Annotated in this window: 18 protein-coding genes; 10 read left to right on the forward strand and 8 right to left on the reverse strand. The window is 59.6% G+C overall.

Annotation, left to right across the window (positions count from 1 at the left end; genetic code table 11):
* The first annotated feature begins 23 nt into the window (after window positions 1–23).
* From RGM3321_RS06385 to RGM3321_RS06395, 3 genes are all read left to right on the forward strand, one after another.
* On the forward strand, window positions 24–1,271 hold the full coding sequence (locus RGM3321_RS06385; protein WP_244392087.1) for an aspartate aminotransferase family protein: 1,248 nt from the start codon (window positions 24–26) through the stop codon (window positions 1,269–1,271).
* Window positions 1,272–1,294: 23 nt separating this feature from the next.
* Window positions 1,295–2,683, forward strand: coding sequence for a VOC family protein (locus tag RGM3321_RS06390; protein WP_244392088.1), 1,389 nt, complete (start codon window positions 1,295–1,297; stop codon window positions 2,681–2,683).
* 521 nt (window positions 2,684–3,204) lie between these two features.
* The gene (locus RGM3321_RS06395) at window positions 3,205–4,533 is read left to right on the forward strand and encodes a DUF3100 domain-containing protein (RefSeq protein ID WP_244392089.1); all 1,329 of its coding nucleotides are present in this window, start codon (window positions 3,205–3,207) and stop codon (window positions 4,531–4,533) included.
* A 12-nt stretch (window positions 4,534–4,545) separates the two neighbouring features.
* On the opposite strand, the gene RGM3321_RS06400 is transcribed toward RGM3321_RS06395, so the two are convergent.
* Window positions 4,546–5,457: a LysR substrate-binding domain-containing protein gene (locus RGM3321_RS06400; protein ID WP_244392090.1), complete on the reverse strand. Its 912-nt coding sequence runs from the start codon at window positions 5,455–5,457 to the stop codon at window positions 4,546–4,548.
* A gap of 129 nt (window positions 5,458–5,586) precedes the next feature.
* On the opposite strand from RGM3321_RS06400, the gene RGM3321_RS06405 reads away from it, so the two are divergent.
* On the forward strand, window positions 5,587–6,963 hold the full coding sequence (locus RGM3321_RS06405; RefSeq protein ID WP_244392091.1) for an L-serine ammonia-lyase: 1,377 nt from the start codon (window positions 5,587–5,589) through the stop codon (window positions 6,961–6,963).
* Window positions 6,964–6,976: 13 nt separating this feature from the next.
* On the opposite strand, the gene RGM3321_RS06410 is transcribed toward RGM3321_RS06405, so the two are convergent.
* Together RGM3321_RS06410 and RGM3321_RS06415 are read right to left on the reverse strand one after the other, a co-directional pair.
* Window positions 6,977–7,618: a LysE family translocator gene (locus RGM3321_RS06410; RefSeq protein WP_244392092.1), complete on the reverse strand. Its 642-nt coding sequence runs from the start codon at window positions 7,616–7,618 to the stop codon at window positions 6,977–6,979.
* A 6-nt stretch (window positions 7,619–7,624) separates the two neighbouring features.
* Window positions 7,625–8,407, reverse strand: coding sequence for a YqcI/YcgG family protein (locus tag RGM3321_RS06415; RefSeq protein ID WP_244392093.1), 783 nt, complete (start codon window positions 8,405–8,407; stop codon window positions 7,625–7,627).
* A gap of 151 nt (window positions 8,408–8,558) precedes the next feature.
* On the opposite strand from RGM3321_RS06415, the gene RGM3321_RS06420 reads away from it, so the two are divergent.
* Window positions 8,559–9,485: a LysR family transcriptional regulator gene (locus tag RGM3321_RS06420; protein WP_032609679.1), complete on the forward strand. Its 927-nt coding sequence runs from the start codon at window positions 8,559–8,561 to the stop codon at window positions 9,483–9,485.
* Between the two features lie 40 nt (window positions 9,486–9,525).
* Here the strand turns inward: RGM3321_RS06420 and RGM3321_RS06425 are convergent, their stop codons facing one another.
* From RGM3321_RS06425 to RGM3321_RS06435, 3 genes are read right to left on the reverse strand one after another with little or no spacing between them, the layout of a single operon-like run.
* Complete coding sequence (locus RGM3321_RS06425) at window positions 9,526–10,683, reverse strand: M20 aminoacylase family protein (RefSeq protein WP_244392094.1); 1,158 nt, start codon at window positions 10,681–10,683, stop codon at window positions 9,526–9,528.
* 4 nt (window positions 10,684–10,687) lie between these two features.
* Window positions 10,688–12,205 carry an aldehyde dehydrogenase family protein gene (locus RGM3321_RS06430; RefSeq protein WP_244392096.1) on the reverse strand — a complete coding sequence of 506 codons (1,518 nt, stop codon included), beginning with the start codon at window positions 12,203–12,205 and terminating at the stop codon, window positions 10,688–10,690.
* 3 nt (window positions 12,206–12,208) lie between these two features.
* Entirely contained in the window at window positions 12,209–13,099 is an 891-nt protein-coding gene (locus RGM3321_RS06435) for an NAD(P)-dependent oxidoreductase (RefSeq protein WP_244392098.1), read from the reverse strand.
* Window positions 13,100–13,271: 172 nt separating this feature from the next.
* Between RGM3321_RS06435 and RGM3321_RS06440 the strand changes: the two genes are divergently transcribed.
* Both RGM3321_RS06440 and RGM3321_RS06445 read left to right on the forward strand, forming a co-directional pair.
* Window positions 13,272–14,177, forward strand: coding sequence for a LysR family transcriptional regulator (locus tag RGM3321_RS06440; protein ID WP_057403112.1), 906 nt, complete (start codon window positions 13,272–13,274; stop codon window positions 14,175–14,177).
* A gap of 102 nt (window positions 14,178–14,279) precedes the next feature.
* Window positions 14,280–15,515: a zinc-dependent alcohol dehydrogenase gene (locus RGM3321_RS06445; protein ID WP_244392100.1), complete on the forward strand. Its 1,236-nt coding sequence runs from the start codon at window positions 14,280–14,282 to the stop codon at window positions 15,513–15,515.
* Between the two features lie 493 nt (window positions 15,516–16,008).
* On the opposite strand, the gene RGM3321_RS06450 is transcribed toward RGM3321_RS06445, so the two are convergent.
* Together RGM3321_RS06450 and RGM3321_RS06455 are read right to left on the reverse strand one after the other, a co-directional pair.
* On the reverse strand, window positions 16,009–16,740 hold the full coding sequence (locus tag RGM3321_RS06450; protein WP_244392101.1) for an aspartate/glutamate racemase family protein: 732 nt from the start codon (window positions 16,738–16,740) through the stop codon (window positions 16,009–16,011).
* A gap of 10 nt (window positions 16,741–16,750) precedes the next feature.
* Window positions 16,751–17,470 (reverse strand): GntR family transcriptional regulator, encoded by a 720-nt coding sequence (locus RGM3321_RS06455; protein WP_058398745.1) that lies wholly within the window; start codon window positions 17,468–17,470, stop codon window positions 16,751–16,753.
* A 344-nt stretch (window positions 17,471–17,814) separates the two neighbouring features.
* Between RGM3321_RS06455 and RGM3321_RS06460 the strand changes: the two genes are divergently transcribed.
* The 3 genes from RGM3321_RS06460 (at window position 17,815) to RGM3321_RS06470 (ending at window position 21,954) form a co-directional block, all read left to right on the forward strand.
* On the forward strand, window positions 17,815–19,266 hold the full coding sequence (locus RGM3321_RS06460) for an NCS1 family nucleobase:cation symporter-1 (RefSeq protein WP_244392103.1): 1,452 nt from the start codon (window positions 17,815–17,817) through the stop codon (window positions 19,264–19,266).
* A gap of 287 nt (window positions 19,267–19,553) precedes the next feature.
* Complete coding sequence (locus RGM3321_RS06465) at window positions 19,554–21,629, forward strand: PAS domain-containing sensor histidine kinase (RefSeq protein WP_244392106.1); 2,076 nt, start codon at window positions 19,554–19,556, stop codon at window positions 21,627–21,629.
* A gap of 1 nt (window position 21,630) precedes the next feature.
* Window positions 21,631–21,954: a hypothetical protein gene (locus tag RGM3321_RS06470; RefSeq protein ID WP_244392108.1), complete on the forward strand. Its 324-nt coding sequence runs from the start codon at window positions 21,631–21,633 to the stop codon at window positions 21,952–21,954.
* Window positions 21,955–22,001 lie beyond the last annotated feature (47 nt).

Consider the following 22,001-nt stretch of genomic DNA (forward strand, 5'->3'; position numbering starts at 1 on the left):
CCCCCGGAGGCAGGGCCAGACCGATGAGCGAATACATCAGCGAATCCATTTCGTTTGTCCACAGCATGACGTTATCCCACGGCCGTAATGCCGAGGTATGGGACACCACCGGCAAGCGCTACATCGACTTTGTCGGCGGTATCGGCGTGCTCAATCTGGGGCATTGCAACCCGCAGGTGGTCACGGCTATTCAGGATCAGGCGGCAAGGCTGACCCACTACTGCTTCAACGCTACGCCTCACGATCCGTATATCCGCTTCATGCGGCAACTGACGGAGTTCGTACCGGTGAGTTACCCGCTGAGCGGCATGCTCACCAACAGTGGTGCGGAAGCGGCGGAAAATGCCTTGAAGATCGTACGTGGCGCGACGGGCCGCACGGCTGTGATTGCCTTCGATGGCGGCTTTCACGGCCGAACACTGGCAACCCTGAACCTCAATGGCAAGGTGGCGCCCTATAAACAGAAAGTCGGCGTGCTGCCCGGCCCGGTCTTTCACATTCCGTTTCCCAGCAAGGACAACGGCGTGACCACAGAGCAGGCGCTAGAGGCACTGGACCGACTGTTCAGCGTAGAGATCGATGTCAACGACGTGGCCTGCATCATCTTTGAACCGGTGCAGGGTGAAGGCGGTTTTCTGGCCATGCAGGCGGATTTTGCTCAGGCGCTGCGAGCGTTCTGCGATGAACATGGCATCGTATTGATCGCCGATGAAATTCAGTCCGGTTTCGGCCGCACCGGGCAGCGCTTTGCGTTCAGCCGGCTGGGCATCGAGCCGGATCTGATCCTGCTGGGCAAGAGCATCGCGGGCGGCATTCCGCTGGGCGCCGTGGTTGGTCGCAAGCATTTGCTCGACAACCTACCCAAGGGCGGGCTGGGCGGCACCTATTCCGGCAACCCGATTGGCTGCGCTGCGGGCCTGGCCTCGCTGACACAGATGACTGATGCCAACTTGTCCACCTGGGGAGAGCAGCAGGAAAACGCTATTGTTTCGCGCTACAACGCCTGGCAGGCAAGCAAGCTGTCGCCGTACCTGGGCAGGCTGACCGGCGTGGGCTGCATGCGCGGTATTGAACTGATCACAGCGGATGGCGAACCCGGTACCCGGCAGCTTGCCGACCTTGTGGCCTCAGCGAGGGATGCTGGCCTGTTGTTGATGCCCAGCGGCAAGGCGCGGCACATTATCCGCCTGCTGATCCCGCTGACCATCGAGCCCGATGTTCTGCACGAAGGGCTGGATATTTTCGAGCGTTGCCTGGCGGCGCTGGCATGAACACGTACGGAGAAACAATCCTGATGAGCACTGCACGCTTTGCCGACCCGGACCAGATCCGCGCGGGCTTTTCTCGCGCCATGTCGCAGATGTACCAGCACGAAGTGCCACTGTACGGCACGCTGATGGCGCTGGTCAGCGAGGTCAACGCACAGGTCATGAGCCGCGACAGCCAGGTGCTGAACAGCCTGCGCCAGACCGGCGAGATCCAGCGGCTGGATATGGAACGTCACGGTGCGATCCGCGTCGGTACGGCTGAGGAACTGGCCACCCTCGCCCGCCTGTTTGCGGTGATGGGCATGCAGCCGGTCGGTTATTACGACCTGACCGAGGCCGGTGTGCCGGTTCACTCCACAGCTTTTCGTGCCGTGCATGAACAGGCGTTGCAGGTCAGTCCGTTTCGCGTGTTCACCTCACTGCTGCGCCTGGAACTGATCGAGAGTGACAGCCTGCGCGAGTTTGCCAGTCAGGTGCTGACCAAGCGCAGAATCTTCACGCCCGGTGCCCTGGCGTTGATCGAGAAGCATGAGACAGACGGCAGGTTGAGCGAGCCCGACGCTGCAGAGTTCATTCAGCAGGCGCTGGAAACCTTTCGCTGGCATAACACGGCGACGGTCTCGCTCGACGAGTACCAGAAGCTGAACACTCAACATCGCCTGATCGCTGATGTGGTGGCATTTCGAGGTCCGCATATCAACCACCTGACGCCACGCACGCTGGATATCGATGCGGTGCAAAGCGGCATGCCCGGCAAAGGCATCACGCCCAAAGCCGTGGTTGAAGGGCCGCCGCGTCGCCAGTGTCCGATTCTGTTGCGCCAGACCAGCTTCAAGGCACTTGAAGAACCCATCACGTTCATTGGTCAGGGGGGTAATCAGTCGGGCAGTCATTCGGCACGCTTCGGCGAGATCGAACAGCGCGGCGCAGCCCTGACGCCCAAAGGTCGCGCGTTGTATGACCGGCTGTTGAACGAAGCTCGCGACGAACTGGGTGAGTTTCCCAACGAAGCCAACGCCGTGCGCTACGCAGAATTGCTGGAAAAAGCATTTCAGGCTTTTCCGGACAGTCATGATGAAATGCGCACGCAGGGGCTGGCCTACTTTCGCTATTTTCCGACCGAATCGGGCATTTCCGAGCGTGCATCCGGCAGCCTGGAGCAGCTTGTGGAAGCAGGTCATGTGCGTTTCGAGCCGCTGGTGTATGAAGACTTTCTGCCAGTCAGTGCGGCAGGCATCTTCCAGTCCAACCTGGGTGACAACGCGCAGGCGCATTACGCCACGAATTCGAACCAGCAGGATTTTGAGCGGGCACTGGGGCGCAGCACACTTGATGAACTGGCACTGTACGCCGACACCCAGCAGCGTTCGCTCGATCAATGCGCCAGGGCGTTGGGGCTGAAAGCACTGGCCTGATCTGATCTTGAATGCAATACCTTGCTCGCGAAGAGGCCGGTTCAGTCGGTAAAATTATCGTTCCCTACGCTCCAGCGTGGGAATGCAGTTCGCGACGCTCTGCGTCGCAAAAAGAGGACGCAGAGCGTCCGGAACGGCATGCGACGCGGAGCGTCGCACGATAGCCACTTTCAAGGGCCGTGCAGCCCTTTCTGTGTTCTGTTTAACGCAACGATAAATAAAATTCGCAATATTGGTGTGCAACCTCGCGCTATGCATACTGCGATTGCGTGTGGACAGCAAAGTGCCGTATTCAAAGGCTCATCCCTTCAAATAACGCACCCTGTAATCCCCTTGCAAAGGCTCGAAGCAGCCTGGGTCTGGATCACGTCAGACTTCATAAAAATACTCGGCCGGATAACGGCCTCCATGACTTCATGGACTTTCCAACGCTGCCCTGGCGCCTCACCGCGCCGACCTGAAAAACAGAATAACGATTGATAAGGCCTGAAAAAGGCCATTCAGCAGGCAAGGGGATCATCATGCAAAACTCACACGCTGCATTGTCGGGCGACAATCAGGCCGTTTCATCGACGGTGAAGCTGTATCTCTGGGCCGCCGTTATCCTGATCATTGCCGAGATGATCGGTGCCATCAGTATCCCGCTGGGCCCCGGCAAGGTGGTGCTGCTACCGATGGTGTGGGCGCTGCTATTAGGCGCAATGGTCGGGATCGCCAGTCGCCGCCTGCCAGGCAGCATCGGTATCGATCAAGGCATCCAGCTGCGCTCGGCCTCGATCCTGCAACCCGCCCTGCTGATTTTCATTGCCAAACTCGGTCTTGTGGTCGGCGGTTCGCTGCCGGTGGTGTTCGCCTCGGGATGGGCGCTGGTGTTTCAGGAGTTTGGTCACTTTGTCGGCACCGTGGTGCTCGGCCTGCCGGTCGCGCTGCTGCTGGGCATCAAGCGTGAGGCAATCGGCGCGACGTTCTCGGTTGGCCGCGAGCCGAGCCTCGCAATCATCGGCGAGCGCTACGGCATGGACTCCCCGGAAGGCCGCGGCGTACTGGCCGAGTACCTGACCGGCACCTTGTTCGGTGCGCTGTTCATTGCCATCGTTGCAGGCTTTATCGCCAGCCTGGGGATCTTCCATCCCAATTCGCTGGCGATGGGCTCGGGCATCGGCTCGGGCAGCATGATGGCTGCGGCAGCCGGTGCGATTGCTGCACAGCAGACGCCGGAAGTCGCCAAGGAAGTCATGACACTGGCGGCGGCATCAAACCTGATCACCACCACCATCGGCACTTACTTCACCCTGTTTATCTCCCTGCCGCTGGCGGTTTGGGGCTATCGGGTGCTGGAGCCGCTGATCGGTCGCACCACCAAGGCGTCCATGACTGATGAAGGCCTGCGCCACAGCGATGTTTCGCTGGAGGTTCCGGAACTGGGCTGGGCGGGCAAGATCAGTGCCTGGCTGGCCGCCGGTGCACTGGCGCTGATTGCCAATTATGTCGGCTACAAGACGCTGTCGGCCGATGCATTCACTGGCATGGGCATCATGATTTTCTGTGCCTTCGTCGGCGAAGCGCTGTGCAACCTGATCCGTCGCAAGATCCCGGCGGTGTGCATGGTGTCGCTGGTGGCGATGTTCCTGACCTCACCGGCCTGCCCCTGGGCAGCCGAGATTGCCCGGATGACCAGTTCGATAAACATGCTGGCGGTCATTACCCCGATGCTGACCTTTGCCGGCCTGTCGATTGCCAAGGACCTGCCAGCCTTCCGCCGTCTGGGCTGGCGAATTGTGCTGGTATCGTTCCTGGCCAACTTCGGCACCTTCATCGGCGCCGTGCTGATTGCCGAGATGTTTCATTGATTCCGGAGCGGACTAGATCACCGCTTCGCTCACCAGCCAGTCATGCACCGCTCGGCGCGCCGGAGTAGAGAGCGCGCCCTCACGATAGGCCAGGACGTATTTCTTCCTGGCCTTGATCGGATGTCCAAACGGCACGATCAGCAAGCCTTGTTCCAGTTCGTCGGTAATCAGCGCCTTGCGGGCAATGGCCACGCCCATGCCCATGCGCGCGGCGTCGATGGTCAGGTGGTTGCGGTTGAAGGTGTGACCACGGCGCACGTCGATGCCATCAGCGCCGATGGCGGTCAGATAAAACTCCCACTCAGCGTATTCATAGCTGCCACGCCAGGCAGTGATGTCATGCAGCAACGGAAAGTGCACCAGTTGGCTGGGTGTATCGAGTGGCGGCTTGCCCACCAGCAGGCTTGGCGAACAAACCGCAAACAGCTCTTCTTCCAGCAACGGGGTGGTCGACAGCCCCGGATAGCTGCCATCGTTCAGGTCGATGGCCAGATCGAAATCGTCATCGCGCAACGACCCGCTGCTGTCTTCGGCAATGATCCGCAACTGGATGTCCGGAAATGCTTCCTGCAAGCGTGGCAGCCGCGGCATCAGCCATTTGCTGAGGAATGAGGGGATGCAGCGCAACTTGAACACCCCGCCGATGCGTCCGGAATACAGCAGACGCAGCTCTTCGCTGATACGGCTCTGCACCTCGTTGGCGACCACCGCCAGTCGCTGGCCTTCGGCGGTCAGCTCCAGCCCGCGCCCGACCCGGTGAAACAGCGCAAAGCCCAAGCGCTCTTCAAGCTGGCGCATCTGCTGGCTGATCGCGCCGGGGGTGACGTGCAGCTCTTCGGCACACCGGGTGAAGGAGAGATGTCGGGCTGCGCAGGCGAACACCTGTAACCAGGCGTGCATCTGTGCGTTGAAGATTCTGCTCATTGAAGAGTTCCGCTAAAGCGTTGCATAGCAACAATCGTTTGTCGTTTCGACAGCCGAAGCCAAAGATGAGTAACAGAAAAAGGGGAATACCAAATTCCCGTGCATCATCTCACCTGAAGGACCTTCGTGATGGCTATCAGCGTCTTCGACATGTTCAAAATCGGCATCGGGCCGTCCAGTTCCCATACCGTCGGGCCAATGCGCGCCGGGGCTCTGTTCGTGACCGAGCTGCGCAACCAGGACCGGTTGCACAGCGTAGAACGGATCGAGGTGCGATTGTACGGTTCTCTGTCGGCCACCGGCATCGGTCACGGCAGCGATCGCGCAACAGTCATGGGCTTGATGGGCGAATGGCCGGACCAGATCGACCCCAGCCAGGTCAACCAGCGCATCGACGCGCTGCGTGCCGATAACCAGCTGATGCTGGCGGGCGAGCAGGCCATCACCTTCGTCTGGGAGCGGGACATGTGCCTGCTCAATGAAAACCTGCCGTACCACCCCAACGGAATGACCCTGTGCGCCTACGGCAAGACCGGTGAAGTTTACGAGCAGACCTACTATTCGGTGGGCGGCGGCTTTGTAATCAACGCCGAACAGGCTGCCAGCGGCGTGCTGGACAACGACACCACCGTTCTGCCCTACGACTTTTTCAGTGGCGCGCAGCTGCTGAAGCTGTGCAAGACCCACGGCATGAGCATTTCCGAACTGATGATGGCCAACGAGAAGGTCTGGCGCAGCGAGGAAGAAATTCGCGAGAAAATCATGGTCATCTGGGCCGCGATGCGCGCCTGCGTCGACAAGGGCCTGCTTGAAACCGGCATCCTGCCCGGCGGGTTGAACGTGCGCCGCCGCGCCTACCGCCTGCATCAGAGCTTGCAGAACCTCGATAACCCGAACGTGATCGGCTCGACCCTGAGCGCCATGGAGTGGGTCAACCTGTTCGCCCTGGCGGTCAACGAGGAAAACGCCGCGGGAGGGCGCATGGTGACTGCACCCACCAACGGCGCAGCTGGCATCGTGCCCGCCGTGCTGCATTACTTCATGAAATTCAAGCCCACAGCCAATGATGACGACGTGGTGCGCTTTTTCCTGAGCGCAGCGGCGGTCGGCATTCTGTGCAAGAAGAACGCGTCCATTTCCGGTGCCGAAGTGGGTTGTCAGGGCGAAGTAGGTTCGGCCTGCGCAATGGCCGCCGCTGGCCTGGCGGAAATTCTCGGTGCCACGCCAGAACAGGTGGAAAACGCGGCGGAAATTGGTCTGGAACACAACTTGGGACTGACCTGCGACCCGGTCGGCGGGCTGGTGCAGATCCCTTGCATCGAGCGCAACGCGATTGCTGCCGTGAAAGCAATCAACGCCGCACAAATGGCCCTGCGCGGCGACGGCGAGCACTTCATCTCGCTGGACCACGCCATCCGCACCATGCGCGATACCGGCGCGGATATGCACGACAAATACAAGGAAACTTCACGCGGCGGGCTGGCAGTCAATCTGATCGAGTGCTGATCGGCGCAGGCGTTTACTGATTCAACAGTGTCGAGCCCGAATAGAATATCCCGCCCAGCGCGATCAGCAGCAAGGTCACGCTGGAGGCGACTTCGATCTTGCGCTTGTACTTCAAGGCCAGTTTCTGGCGCATCAGGAAGATATAGGCGAACAGGATCGACAGATCAATGATGATCCACAGCAACGACAACAAGGCGATGCTGCCCTTGAACGATTCGGTGACGTGAATGAACTGCGGGAAAAACGAGACGAAAAAGATGATGTCCTTCGGATTGGAAATTCCGACCAGAAAACCGGTCACCAGCCCGCTGTGCCTGCTACGCGCAGGTAACGGCGCTGGCGCTGTTTCAGGCCGCGACGGGGCGTAACGCAACGCCTGTTCCAGCGCCTGCACCGACAGGTAAGCGATGAAGAAACAGCCGACCAGGCTGATCCAGTTGAGCATGCTCACGCTCACCGACAGCGTGCCCGTCAGAATCAATGCTGCGACCATCACCAGCACCAGCGAAGCCCAGTTGGTGCCCAGCGCCGTCAACATCGCGCGTTTCGGCCCGCACGCCAGGCTGGTGTTGACGATCAGTGCCACCACCGGACCGGGGGTGATGATCAGCATGAACACGCTGAACATGTAGATCAGCAGCAACGATATATCCATGGGTACTCAACGCTCGTTCAAATGGTCAGTCTTGTCGACTTTGATGTGCAGAGGACAACGGGACAGTGAAAGCCCGCCTTCTTCATACAGTTGGTATTGCTTCCATTCCAGGCTGCTACGATCGCCGAAAAAGCCCAGCGTGTCGGGCACCACTCCGTTGTTGTAATCGGCGATTCGCTGACGAATCTTTTCCCTGACCTTGCGACCACTTTCTGTCTCGGCGCTTGCCACCTCGTCAAAGTTCTCCCGAGGGTTGACCACAAACACAATGTGCCCACCCAGCGAACGGCTTTTCATCGCGGTGTGACGGGGAAAGCTCATGTTGATGAACATCGGCAGTCCGGCGAAGTGATAGGTCCACTCGAACACTTCAGGGTCTGTGCAGGCGTTGGCCGGCCAGGGCGATCGGTCACCGTCATGTAAATGTTGCAGGGTGGCCCAGGCATAGGCCTGTTCTTCGGCCAGGCTGTTGAAATCGGTTTTCTCGAAAATGACAATCAACGGGTTGAACAGGCGATCTTCAAGTGGCGTGTCATTAACGAACTTCACGTACGCTTCCATGCCGTCACGAAGCGCTTGTCGCTCATTCTCACAGGGGATGAACAGCAGTAGACAACTTCCGGACTTGTTGGCACGGCGTCCAAACAGACAAGGGAAGCCCTTGTCACTCAGCACCTGCTCGAACTGCCTGTAAGCCTGAACCCGCCAGCCCATTTCCAGGGCGGTGTCACTTTCCAGCAAATGTCTTACAACAGATTGGCGCAACAGCTTTTCGGACTTGGGCAGCATATTCCCTCACGCACGCAGCAGATAAGAACACCGCCTTATTGTTTGATTTTTACGACAGTGGACGAGCCAGCGATTCTGACCGGAGACGCGTGCGCGGAAAAATGGAAAAAGGTGTAACCTACTATGAAAAATAATCATGGTTAGTTATCACATGACTGAACGTATACCGCCTCTTTACGCGCTAAGAGCCTTTGAAGTAGCGGCCCGATCATGCTCATTTACGCGTGCTGCGCAGGAGCTATCTCTTACCCAGAGTGCCATCAGCCGTCATATTCGTACCCTGGAAGAAACCCTTGGCTGTCGATTGTTCGAGCGCAATGGCCCGCGGCTTTCGCTCAGTGACGAGGGCCGGCGGCTGTCCAGCCAGCTCAAGATTGGCTTCCGGATTATCGAGGACGCTTGCCAGCCCTTCCGGGGTCAGGGCGCGAATCTGCGCCTCAAATCACCGTCCACCCTGACCATGCGCTGGCTGCTGCATGCGCTGGAGTCCTTTAAAAAGCCTGCACCCGCCCTGCCGGTGCAGCTCTCCAGCGTGTGGATGGATTTTGATAGCGTGGATTTCTATTCGGAGCCTTTCGACTGCGCGATTCTGCTGGGCAATGGCAACTTTGGTGCCGAGGTGGAAACCTGCAAGCTGTTCGATGAGTGGCTGATTCCGATCTGCTCGGCAGACACTTTAGGCGACCAGCCGTGGGGAACAGAGAGGCTGCAGGCCGCTGAACTTATCCATCCGTCCAGCGACCGCCGCGACTGGCGGCGCTGGCTTAACCGGATGGACCTCTCCGGTCAGGTGACGTTGAGCAAAGGCAAGGTGTTCGACACGCTTGATCAGGGCATTACCGCTGCGGTCAGAGGGCACGGTGTGTCGATTGGCGATCTGTTTCTGGTCGCTGATGACTTGAACGAAGGCCAGGTTTTTCTGCCGTTCAACTCGGCGGTTGGCACCGGGGATGCCTATTACCTGGTCTGGCTGCAAGACAGCTTCAAGCGCCAGCGAGTACTGGAACTGCGCGACCACCTGCTGACCTGCCTGCCGGACATATCCGGCATTGCAGTGGAATTGCTCGCGGCACCTTGAAGGAGTCCGCTCACTCCTACGGTATATGTATGCGAGCCATTCAACTCAGCGGCAAACACTGCTCCACCAGCAAGGTCCAGACCGCAACGCCAGGTTCGATCACCTGATCGTTGAAGTCGTAATACGGGTTATGCAACGCAGCTGACGGCTTCTCGCCATCGACGCCCATCCAGATGTACGCCCCCGGGCAGGCATGCAGCATGAAGGCGAAGTCTTCAGAGGCCATCGACGGGTTGCAGCCCCACTGCACGTTGGCCTCGCCGACTGCGGCGACTGCTGCACGACGGATCGTGGCAGCCGCTTCGACGTGGTTTTCGGTCACCGGGTAGCCGACGTTGTAGACCAGTTCGCCACGCACCCCGAAGGCCGTCGGCAAACGCTCGACGAACTCGCCGATCAGTTGCTGAACCTTCTCGCGCACCGGCGTTTGCAGACAACGCACCGTGCCACGCAACGTGGCGGTTTCCGGGATCACGTTGATCGCCTCGCCAGCATTGAACTGAGTGATGCTGACCACCGCCGAATCGAGCGGCGACAGGCGTCGGGAGACAATGGTTTGCAGCCCCAGCACCAGCTCGGCCGCGGCCACGATCGGATCATTGCCTTTGTCCGGCATGGCCGCGTGGCTGCCTTTGCCGGTCAGGGTGATTTCAAAGGTATCGAGCGACGCCATCATTGGCCCCGGATTGATCACCACCTTGCCCGCAGGCACGCCCGGCCAGTTGTGCAGGCCGTAAATGGCTTCCATCGGAAAGCGTTCGAACAGTCCGTCTTCGATCATTCGCTGTGCGCCGCCGAGGTTCTCTTCGGCAGGCTGGAAGACGAAATGCACCGTGCCGCGAAAGCGCCGAGTCTCGGCCAGATGCCTTGCGGTGGCCAGCAGGATCGCGGTGTGGCCATCGTGACCGCAGGCGTGCATGCACCCCTTATAGGCCGACTTGTGCACGCTGTCGCCCAGCTCCTGAATCGGCAGGGCGTCCATGTCGGCGCGAATGCCGATGGTCGGGCCGTCGCCATTGCGCAGGGTGCCGACCACGCCAGTGCCGCCCAGGCCGCGGTGCACCTGAATGCCGAAGCTACTCAGCAGATCAGCCACCTTGTCCGAGGTTTTCAGCTCCTGAAACCCCAACTCCGGCGCAGCGTGGATCGTGCGGCGCCAGACCGTTGCTTCGTCGATCAGTGTCTTTGAAATGGGCATGTACTTACTCCAGACTCGCGCCGTAGCCAAAACTGGCGGCAGGCTTGGCGGCGGTTTCGACCCAGACGCTTTTCACTTCGCTGTACTCGCGCAGTGCATCCAGACCGGAAGAACGGCCATAACCACTCTCACCATAGCCGCCAAACGGCGAGCTGACGTGAATCGTCTTGTAGCCGTTGACCCAGAACGTCCCGGCACGCACCTGTCTGGCAACGCGATGGGCGCGCCCGACATCACGGGTCCATACGCCACCGGCCAGACCGAAACGGCTGTCGTTGGCGATACGGATCGCGTCTTCTTCATCCTTGAACGGAATCGCTACCACCACCGGGCCGAAGATTTCTTCCTGCGCACAATACAGCTCGTTGGTGCCCGCCAGCACCGTCGGGTTGACGTAATAACCCGGCTTGTTCGGGATCGGATCGGCCTGCTCGCCAACCAGCCTTGCGCCGTCTTTCAATGCACGCTCGACCATGCTCTTCACGTGGTTGTACTGCTTGGCATTGTTGATCGGGCCAATCTGGGTGTCCGGGTCGCCGGGGTCGCCGACCTTGAACTGAGTCGCCGCCACCGCCAGCGCTTTGGTGAACTTCTCGAAAATCGATTCCTGCACCAACAGCCGTGAGCCGGAGACACAACTTTGCCCGGCACCGGAGAAAATCGCCGCCTGAGCGCCACGCAAGGCCACTTCCAGATCAGCATCGTCGAACACGATGTTGGCTGACTTGCCACCCAGCTCCAGCACCGCAGGGATACAGCGCTGCGCCGCAGCCACGGCGATATGGCGACCGGTCGCTGGCGAGCCGACGAACACCACTTTGCGAATGTCGGCCCTGGCAATGAACGCCTGGCCGATGGAGTGGCCAAAACCGGCAATCACGTTGACCAGCCCTTTCGGTACGCCAGCACGTTCAATCAGCACACCTACCATCAGCGAGCTGAGCGGGGTCAGTTCCGACGGTTTGAGGATGACTGCGTTACCCGCCGCAATCGCCGGGGCGATCTGCCAGCCGCAGGTGAAGATCGGTGCGTTCCACGGGGTGATCTGCAACACAGTGCCCAGCGGTTCGTAGGTTACGTAGTTGAGGTGGGTGGTTGGTACCGGGATGATTTCGCCATGCAGCTTGTCTGCCCAGCCGGCGTAATACTCGAACATCTCGGCCACTTTGAGCACTTCAACGCGGGCGTCACGGATCGGCTTGTTGGCGGTCAGGGATTCGATCTGCGCGAGGTTTTCCAGCTCTTCGCGAATCAGATTGCCCACCTGATACATCGCGCGACCCCGCGCCTGAGCGGTCAGCGCCCACCATTGCTGCTGCGCAGCCTTGGCCGCCTTGTCGGCGATGTCGACCAACGACTCGTCAGCGTCCGGAAAGCTCAGCAACAGGCTGTCGTCATGGGCATTGCGCACTTCAACCGGCGCGCCATGGCCTTCAATGAACTGGCCGCCGACGTAGCTGGCAATGACACTGCGATCGCCCCAGTAAGGACGCATCAGTTCAAGAATTTTTGCAGTGCTCATCGCTTATTCTCCATGAGCGTAAAGTTTGCCATCGGTGCGTTGCACGATGGCGCAGAAGTCTTCGTTGTCCGCCAGGGTTTCGCTGCTGGCCTGCCACAATTGCGCGACGACGCGCGACAGCGGCAGGTCCATGTCGAGGCTGTCCGCCAGATCGCTGGCCAGGCCGACGTCCTTGCGCATCAGGCCCATGGTGAAACCCGAGTCATAGGCCTTGTTGAGTACCCAGGTCGGGAACATCACTTGCGTGGCACCACTGCGTCCCGAGCCGGCATTCAGGCCCTGCAGAAGTTTTTCCGGATCGACACCTGCACGCGCGGCCATCGCCACGGCTTCGGCAGTGCTGATCAGGTGGCAGGCGGCGAGCATGTTGTTGGCGATCTTGGCCACATTGCCTGCGCCGCACTGGCCGACGTGCACGCGTGTGCCGCTCATTCCTTCCAAAATCGGCATGGCGCGCGCAAGATCGGCATCTTCAGCGCCGATGACCATCGACATGGTGCGGGTAGCTGCGCCTTTCGGGCCGCCCGAGACAGGTGCATCGATAAAGGCAATGCCGGTTTTGGCCAGTTCGGCGGCGACCTTACGGCTCATTTCCGGTGTTGATGTGGTGGTATCGACCACGATCAAGCCCTTGCGACCGAACTCGCTGATACCGCCCGCACCAAGGCACACCGACTCCACATGCTCGGCCTTGGGCAGCGACAGGATCAGAATATCCACGCCTTGAATCAGTTGTTTGCGGTCGGCAACCGGCTTGACGCCTTTGCTTTCAGCCTGGGCCAGCGCAGCCTGCGACAGGTCGAAGCCGCTGACATCAAAGCCCTTGCCCGCCAGCGTGGCAGCCATGCCGCCGCCCATGTTGCCCAATCCGATCACACCTGCTTTCAAAGTCATGTCTGCATCCCGGTCAAAGGTTTTGTACGAATTCGAGAACGACGCTGCGAGCCTTGTCGGCGAGCAATGTGCTGATGATCCGAGTATGGACAGCGCTCTCACCTCTCAGCAATAATCCTCAAATCGAATTTATGTTGCCTTTAGCGCAACACAGAGCCTCTACAGGAGCCTTATGAGCCTGGTGCAAGATCGACGCATCCTGTATTTCTTCGAAGCCGTGCGGCTGGGCAGCGTCAGGGCTGCCGCCGACTTCCTCAACGTCGCGCCTTCGGCAGTCAGCCGCCAGATCGCGCAACTGGAACAGGAACTCGGCTCGCCATTGCTCGAGCGCCATCGCCGAGGGGTCAAACCTACCGAAGCAGGCGACAAGGTGCTGGCGTATTACCGCCAGCGTCTGACGCAGCAGGAGGTCTTGCTGGACTCGATCCAGGCGCTGAAGGGCCTGCACAGCGGCTCGGTGACACTGGTGTCCGGAGAAGGTTTTCTTGAAAGCCTCGCCCAGCCACTGGCCCGGTTTTCCGAGCTGTACCCGCGCATTGAACTGCTCGTGAACGTCTGCGGCAGCAACGAGGTAATTCGCCAGGTGGTGGAGGACGAAGCGCATATCGGCCTGGTCTTCAACCCCGCTGCCGATCCGAAAATCCGCTCTCACGCCCATCAGCGTAAGCCAGTGTGCGTGATCACCGCCCCCGATCATCCACTGACGCAAGAGCAGGCTCCGATAGAGCTGCGGGCACTGGAACACTACCGTGTCGCGCTGCCTGCGGTGTCTTACGGCATCCGTCAGATTCTTCTGCAGGCCGAACATCAGCTAGGTGTCACAGTGCAACCGACCCTGACCTGCAGTACCTTCGCCATGCTCAAGCATTTCGCCATGCAGGGTGGCGTCACGCTGTTGCCGACCTTCGTTGTGGAAGAAGAGATAAAGGCCGGAAAACTGCGCGCCCTGCCCTTGCAGCATGAGGTGTTCAGCAGCCCGCAGACGCATTTGATCAGCCGTCTGGGTCGACAGCTCAGCGTCGGTGCCAACCGCCTGATGGGCATGCTGTTGCAGGACATGACGGCGTTTCGCAATTGACCTACCGTTAGTCCCGCATCGACCAATCGCGCTGAACCAACAAAATCCTCACAGTTCATCTTCAGTACGGATCAGAACTTCTGCTGCCATCGAGGATTAATCATGAGAGCTTTGACTTACCACGGCGCGAACAGTGTGAAGGTCGATACAGTGCCGGACCCTGTGATCGAGCAAGCGGATGACATCATTCTGCGCGTAACGGCGACCGCTATCTGCGGTTCCGACCTGCATTTGTATCGCGGCAAAATCCCTACGGTTGAACACGGCGACATTTTCGGTCACGAGTTCATGGGCGTCGTGGAAGAAACCGGCTCGGCCGTCACGGCTGTGGCCAAAGGCGATCGCGTGGTGATCCCGTTCGTCATCGCCTGCGGCAGCTGCTTTTTCTGCAACCTCGACCAGTTCGCGGCCTGCGAAACCACCAACACCGGACGTGGCGCGATTATCAACAAAAAGTCGATTCCACCAGGGGCGGCGCTGTTCGGCTTCAGCCATCTGTATGGCGGCGTTCCGGGCGGCCAGGCTGAATACGTGCGAGTGCCCAAGGCCAACGTTGGTCCGTTCAAGGTGCCGGGCACGCTGGCTGACGAGAAGGTTCTGTTCCTCTCCGACATTCTCCCCACCGCTTGGCAGGCTGTACTCAACGCCGGGATTGGCCAGGGTTCGACCGTTGCCATTTACGGCGCTGGCCCGGTCGGCCTGATGAGCGCGGCGTGCGCAAAAATGCTCGGTGCGGAAAAGATCTTCATGGTCGATCACCATCCGTATCGTCTGGCCTATGCGCAGAAAACATATGGCGTGATCCCGATCAATTTCGATGAAGACGATGATCCGGCTGACACGATCATTCGCCAGACCGCCGGCATGCGCGGGGTGGATGGCGTAATCGACGCGGTGGGTTTCGAGGCCAAGGGCAGCACCACGGAAACCATTCTCGCCACGCTGAAGCTGGAAGGCAGCAGCGGCAAGGCATTGCGTCAGTGCATCGCAGCAGTACGACGCGGCGGCGTGGTCAGTGTGCCGGGGGTATATGCCGGGTTCATCCATGGCTTCATGTTCGGCGATGCGTTCGACAAGGGCCTGACCTTCAAAATGGGCCAGACCCACGTGCATCGCTTCATGCCTGAATTGCTGGAACACATCGAGGCCGGCCGCCTGGAACCCGAAGCCATCATCACACACCGGATGTCACTGGAAGATGCCGCGAAGGGCTACAAGCTGTTCGACAAGAAGGAAGAGGATTGCCGCAAGGTCATCCTGACGCCTGGCAACAACACCATTGTGGTGCCGGACGACACGACTGAAGCCCTGGTCGGGGATGGCGTGCCTGCTATGTAAGGTACAAGCTCGCTTTTGATTCTGGCCTAGGGCCGTAGGAGCGAACGTATTCGCGAACGGTATTTCAGACGATGTATGTTCATCGTTCATGCCGCCCCTTTCGCGAACAAGTTCGCTCCTACGCCCTGCGGGCAGAAGCTTGAAAATGTCACTACCACTTAGAGCGCTCATTGTTATGCGCAAGTTCGCTTTTGACTCTGGCCGTAGGCCGTAGGAGCGAACTCGTTCGCGAACGGTATTTCAGACGATGTATGTTCATCGTTCATGCCGCCCCTTTCGCGAACACGTTCGCTCCTACGCCCTGCGGGCAGAAGCTTGAAAATGTCACTACCACGCAGAGCGCTCATTGTTATGCGCACGTTCGCTTTTGACTCTGGCCGTGGGCCGTAGGAGCGAACTCGTTCGCGAACGGTATTTCAGACGATGTATGTTCATCATTCATGCCGCCCCCTTCGCGAACACGTTCGCTCCTACGCCCTGCGGGCAAACGCCATCACCGGCTGAGGTAGGCAAACCGGCCTTTGAACGGTTTGCCAATGGGGTCGGCCAGGTCGCCGTGTTTGCTGGTGGTCAGGCCCAGATCCACCAGCGATTCGGCCAGTTTCACCGCCGCAGCCACGCCGTCGATGACCGGCAGGCCTATCGCTTCGCTCAGTTGCCTGCCCAGATCCGCCATCCCGCCGCAACCGAGCACAATGGCTCCTGCCCCTTCTTCGTCACGGGCGCGACGGGCCTGTTCGGCCATGCATTCGATGAGCTCCGGCCCGCTTTCCTCCAGCGCCAGCACCGGCAGATCGATACAGCGCACCGATGTGCATAACTCACTGAAGCCATAACGCTGCAGCAAGTGCTCGGCGATGATCCGCGTGCGGGTCAGCGTCGTGACCACAGCGAAACGGGTGGAAATCAGGCTGGCCATATGAAAGGCCGCTTCGGCGATGCCGATCACCGGGGCGCTGGCGGACTCGCGTGCCGCCAGCAGGCCGGGGTCGCCGAAACAGGCGATGATGTGCGCGTCGACCTGTTGCTCGCGTCCCTTGCGCACTTCTTCCAGCACGCCCAGCGTCGCTATCGCCTCATCGAAATGACCTTCGATGGACACCGGGCCATCCGCCGGACTGCAGGCTATGATCTGCGTGCCGGGGCGCGCCACGGCTTGCGCGGCCAGACCGATCTTGTGGGTCATGGCTTCGCTGGTATTGGGGTTGATCACTTGAATACGCACCGGAACTCCTTCAGCGCCGTTTGAAAATGCTATGAAAATCCACTGTCTCGCTGAGCGGCGCATCCACATTCAGGCTGGCGCGGATGCGGCGCAAATGCTCGGCCATCCATTCGCGCGCCTGTTCGCCCTGCCCGCTTTCGAGCAAGGCCAGCAAGTCGACATGCTGGCCACAATCACACCCGACACTGCGTCGCGAACCGTACACCGCAACAATCAACGAGGATCGCGTGGTGAGCTGCGCGACCTGTTCGGTCAACACCTGATTGCCCGCCAGCGCGCTCAACTGCACATGAAAGCGCGCCGACAGTTGAATCGCTTCGCTGTGGCGCCCGGCGTGTTGCGCCTCATGCTCCTGATCGCAAAGCGCACGCAGTGCATCCAGACGCCGGCCGCCGACTCGCGTGGCGATCTCGGCCATCAGCGCGGGCTCGATCAGTTGCCTGGCACCCAATACATCCTGTGCTTCCTGAGCCGACGGTTGCGCGACCTCCGCGCCGCGCTTGGGGCGCAGGGTCACCAGCCGTTCCAGCGCCAGACGCTGCAAGACCTTGCGAATGCCGGTGCGGCTGATCTCGAATACGTCGGCCAGTGCGTCCTCGGGCAAGCGCGTTCCCGGAGCGAGCCGGTGTTCGACGATGGCTTCCAGGACATGCTGGTAAATCTGTTCATCACGGCCCTTTTCATCGGCAGAAGGCGTGAGAAACAACGGGGCACTGTCAGGTCGGATCATGGCTTCACATCACATTGGCATTACAGATCGTATACAAGAATAGTGCCTGATACGGAACATGATGAGTAGCGCGATTTGAATAACTGGCCAGATAGCTACTCAACTGAAAACGAATAAATCGCACCGTAAATGAGCAAAAGCGCCCTGTTTACGTGCACTTCAAATCACTGCTCGGACTTGCCCGATTTACCCGTCAGTCTCAGTAAAAACGCCCTATAACAAGACTCGCAGCCATTCCCTACCAACGAGAAATCGTATGGCACATGTTTTGCGTACACGATCGTATACAAAAAAATCATCGATCGTACTCCGATCCCGTCACGAAACACCGAGGGAGTCACGCAATGACAGATCAACGCCCAGCCGGGTACAGCCCGCGCCTGCACAACCACGATCTGGGGCCGGTGCCGCAGAAGTGGACCTGGTACAACATTCTGGCGTTCTGGATGAGCGATGTGCACAGCGTCGGCGGCTACGTTTTCGCCGCCAGTCTGTTCGCCCTGGGCCTGGCCAGCTGGCAGGTGCTGATCGCGCTACTGGTGGGGATCTGCATCATTCAGGTGATTGCCAACCTGGTCGCCAAACCCAGTCAGCAAGCCGCCGTGCCCTACCCGGTCATCTGCCGCCTGGCTTTCGGCGTGTTCGGTGCCAACATTCCCGCCATCATTCGCGGGCTGATCGCGGTGGCGTGGTACGGCATTCAAACCTACCTGGCGTCCAGCGCCCTGGTGATCGTGGTGCTGCGTTTCTTCCCGGAACTGGCCGTCTATCAAAGCGTGACATTTCTCGGACTGTCCTGGCTCGGCTGGTTCGGCTTTCTGGCGTTGTGGGTGGTGCAAGCCGCGGTGTTCTGGACGGGTATGGAGTCGATCAGACGTTTCATCGACTGGGCCGGTCCTGCCGTTTACGCGGTGATGTTCGCGCTGGCAGGCTGGATTGTCTGGCGCGCCGGCTGGGACAACATCAGTTTTACCCTGGCTGAAAAGGAGTTGTCCGGCTGGGCAGCGTTCGGCCAGGTGGTCATGGCCATTGCGCTGGTGGTCTCGTATTTCTCCGGGCCGACGCTGAACTTCGGTGATTTCAGCCGCTATTGCCGCAGCATGGCCGACGTACGCCGCGGCAATTTCTGGGGCTTACCGGTGAATTTTCTGGCGTTTTCACTGGTAACAGTGGTGATCGTCTCGGGCACGTTGCCGATTTTCGGTGAGATGATCCACGACCCGATCGCGACCGTCGCGCGCATCGACAACACCACGGCCGTGCTGCTCGGCGCCTTTACCTTCGTCACCGCCACGGTAGGCATCAATATCGTCGCCAACTTCGTTTCCCCCGCCTTCGACTTCGCCAACGTGGCGCCCAGCCGCATCAGCTGGCGAGCAGGCGGCATGATCGCAGCGGTAGCGTCGATCTTCATTACGCCCTGGAACCTGTTCAACAACCCTGAAGTGATTCACTACACCCTAGACGTGCTGGCGGCCTGTATCGGCCCACTGTTCGGCATACTGCTGGTGGATTACTACCTGATCAAGAAGCAGCAGATCGATGAGGATGCCCTGTTCGATGACACGCCAAGCGGTCGCTACTGGTACACCAACGGCGTGAACTGGATCGCGGTCAAGGCATTGCTGCTCACGGCACTGGTCGGTCTGTGCTTCACCTTTGTCGAGTGGTTCAAGCCGATTGCCAACTTCGCCTGGTTTACCGGTTGTATCCTGGGCGGCGCAGTGTTTTACGCGTTGACCCGCTGGTCGCCCGTACAGGCTGCTAACCTTCCTGCGTCTGTCGGCCAGCATTGAGACGTCGCAAGACGCCAATACCTGAATGAAACCAGCGCTTTCAGAGGATTCGCCAAGCCCGGAATGACCTGAAAGCGCCGCCCTGCCTGCTCCGCTGAAAATAGCGCACGCCCCGAGTGATATTAATTTAATATCACTCACTCCAGAATCATTGAATTATCGAGTGTCACTCATCGTTTTGTGAGGCCTGAAGCACAAAATAGAATAAATTTTGTACAACTTTCAGGCCGCTGCGCTGCCCTATGACTGAGTCTTTGTGAACCAGGCGTTCAAGTGGGTCGATAGTGATGAGCAATGATGTTTTTGGCGGCAGGCCATTCGCCCCCCAGCCACCCGTTCCCTCGGCGCAGGAAGCAGCCGAGCGGCTGCAACTTGCCCTGGAGTCAGGGGCGGTTGTCGGTACCTGGGTGTGGGACATCATTGCCGATCAGTTGACCGGCGATGAGCGTTTTGCCCGGACCTTCGGCTTGTGCCCGAAGCTGTGCGCCAAAGGTTTGCCACTGGAACTGGTGATTGCCTCCATTCATCCTGACGATTCGGCCAGAGTCGACAAGTCAATCGAGGAAGCGCTGCAGAGTAGCGAAACCTATCGATGCGAATACCGGGTTCTCCATGAAGACGGTATTTATCGCTGGATCGAAGCCAGCGGAAGAATCGAACGCGACAGTCGTGGCAAACCCATTCGCAGTCCAGGTGTATTGCTTGATATAGACGGCCGTCGCACTGCCGAATACGAGCGCGACCGCCTCAACGAGTTGCTGAGAATATTCACGGCTGCCGTTCCCGGCGTTGTCTACGCCAAGGATCTCGAAGGTCGAATGCTGGTCGCCAATCGTGGCACCGCTGACCTGATCGGCAAGCCGCCCGAGTTTTTCATTGGCAAGACGGACCTGGAATTTCTGGATGATCAGGAACAGGCGCGGACGCTCATGGAAACCGACCGCCGGATCATGCAGAGCAATGTCAGCGAACAGATCGAAGAACAGGTAAACCTGGCTGACGGCTCTGCAGCGATATGGCTCTCGACCAAAGCGCCGCTGCTCGATGCCAGCGGTGAAGTGATCGGTCTGATCGGCTCCTCTATCGATGTAACCGCCAGAAAAAAAGCCGAAGAAGCGGTCAGAGAACTCAACCAGACACTCGAACAGCGCATCGAACAAGCGGTTTTCGAACGCGAGCAGATCGAAGACGCCCTGCGTCACTCGCAGAAGATGGATGCCGTCGGACAACTGACGGGGGGCATCGCCCATGATTTCAACAACTTGCTGGCCGGCATTTCCGGTAGCCTGGAACTGATCACCAAACGCCTGGCCCAGGGCCGCGTCGGTGACGTCGACCGTTACGTGTCAGTCGCCCAGGGCGCAGTACGCCGCGCCGCATCGCTGACCCACCGCCTGCTGGCGTTCTCAAGACGCCAGACACTGTCGCCAAGAGTCACCGATGTGAACGGGTTGATTCATGACATGGAAGAGTTGATCGCGCGCACCGTCGGCCCGGAGATAGACATAAAGGTCGTCGCCCATAATGACCTGTGGCCCGCGCTGATCGATCATGCCCAACTGGAAAGCTCGCTGCTTAACCTGTGCCTGAACGCCCGTGACGCAATGCCCAACGGCGGGCGCATTATCATCGAGACCGCCAATGCATCCCTCGAAGAGTGCACCGACCCGGATCACGGCATTCCTGCCGGCGAGCACCTGAGCATCCGCGTGACCGACACGGGCATCGGCATGAGTCCGGACATCGCCGCCAAAGCCTTTGAACCGTTCTTCACCACCAAGGCCATCGGTGCCGGCACCGGTCTCGGGCTGTCGATGGTGTATGGCTTTGTGCGCCAATCCGGCGGGCAGATTCGCGTCGAGTCGGTTGAAGGCCAGGGCACCAGCGTGGTCATGCACCTACCACGCCACACCCCTGAAAACGCTCCCCGCGCCGTTGAGCCGGAAGTCATCGAAGAGCCGCCGCATCACACCGGCGAAACCGTTCTGGTCGTAGACGACGAACCCTCGGTGAGGATGCTCGTCGCCGAAGTCATCAGCGGTCTGGGCTACAACTGCCTGGAGGCGGCAGACGCACAATCAGGCTTGCAGATCCTGCAGTCGGACGCACGCATCGACCTGCTGATCAGTGACATAGGCTTGCCAGGCGGCATGAATGGCCGGGAAATGGCCGATGCGGCCGGTGACTGTCGACCAGGCCTGCCGACCCTGTTCATCACCGGTTACGCCAAGACATCCGTGCTGGACGATTGCCACCTGCGGCCTTGCACGCAAGTGCTGACCAAGCCGTTCGGGCTGGACGCGCTGGCCGGGCGGGTGACAGGCCTGATCGGCGCTGACGCGGTCGCCCGCGGGTATTCGTAGGGTGAACCCGACCACGCCTGATGGTCGGTATTTTGTGGTCAAGGAGCAACTCTGGCGGTGCTCCAATCCCTCCTTGAGCGACGACGTCCGCCAGCACCTTGTGGATGAGCTGATGGCTGCACGTCGTGCAGTCAAGGCCGCCAAGGCATCCGAAGACCCCGCAGCCCTGAAGGCGGCTCGGGCCAGTGTCGACAAGGCCAAAGTTGCACTGGGCGAGCGCGGTGAAGTCTGGTGGACCGATGGCACCGAGGATTTCAATCGGCGCAAGGTGAAAAACACGCCCTATGCCCAGTGGTACCTCGACCTGAATCACCCTGCCATCTGAAGCTGCCAGCCTGATTGGGGGGCTTAAAGATGAAAAAAACAGGCCTT

This window comes from Pseudomonas sp. RGM 3321, assembly GCF_022836805.1.
GTDB lineage: Bacteria > Pseudomonadota > Gammaproteobacteria > Pseudomonadales > Pseudomonadaceae > Aquipseudomonas.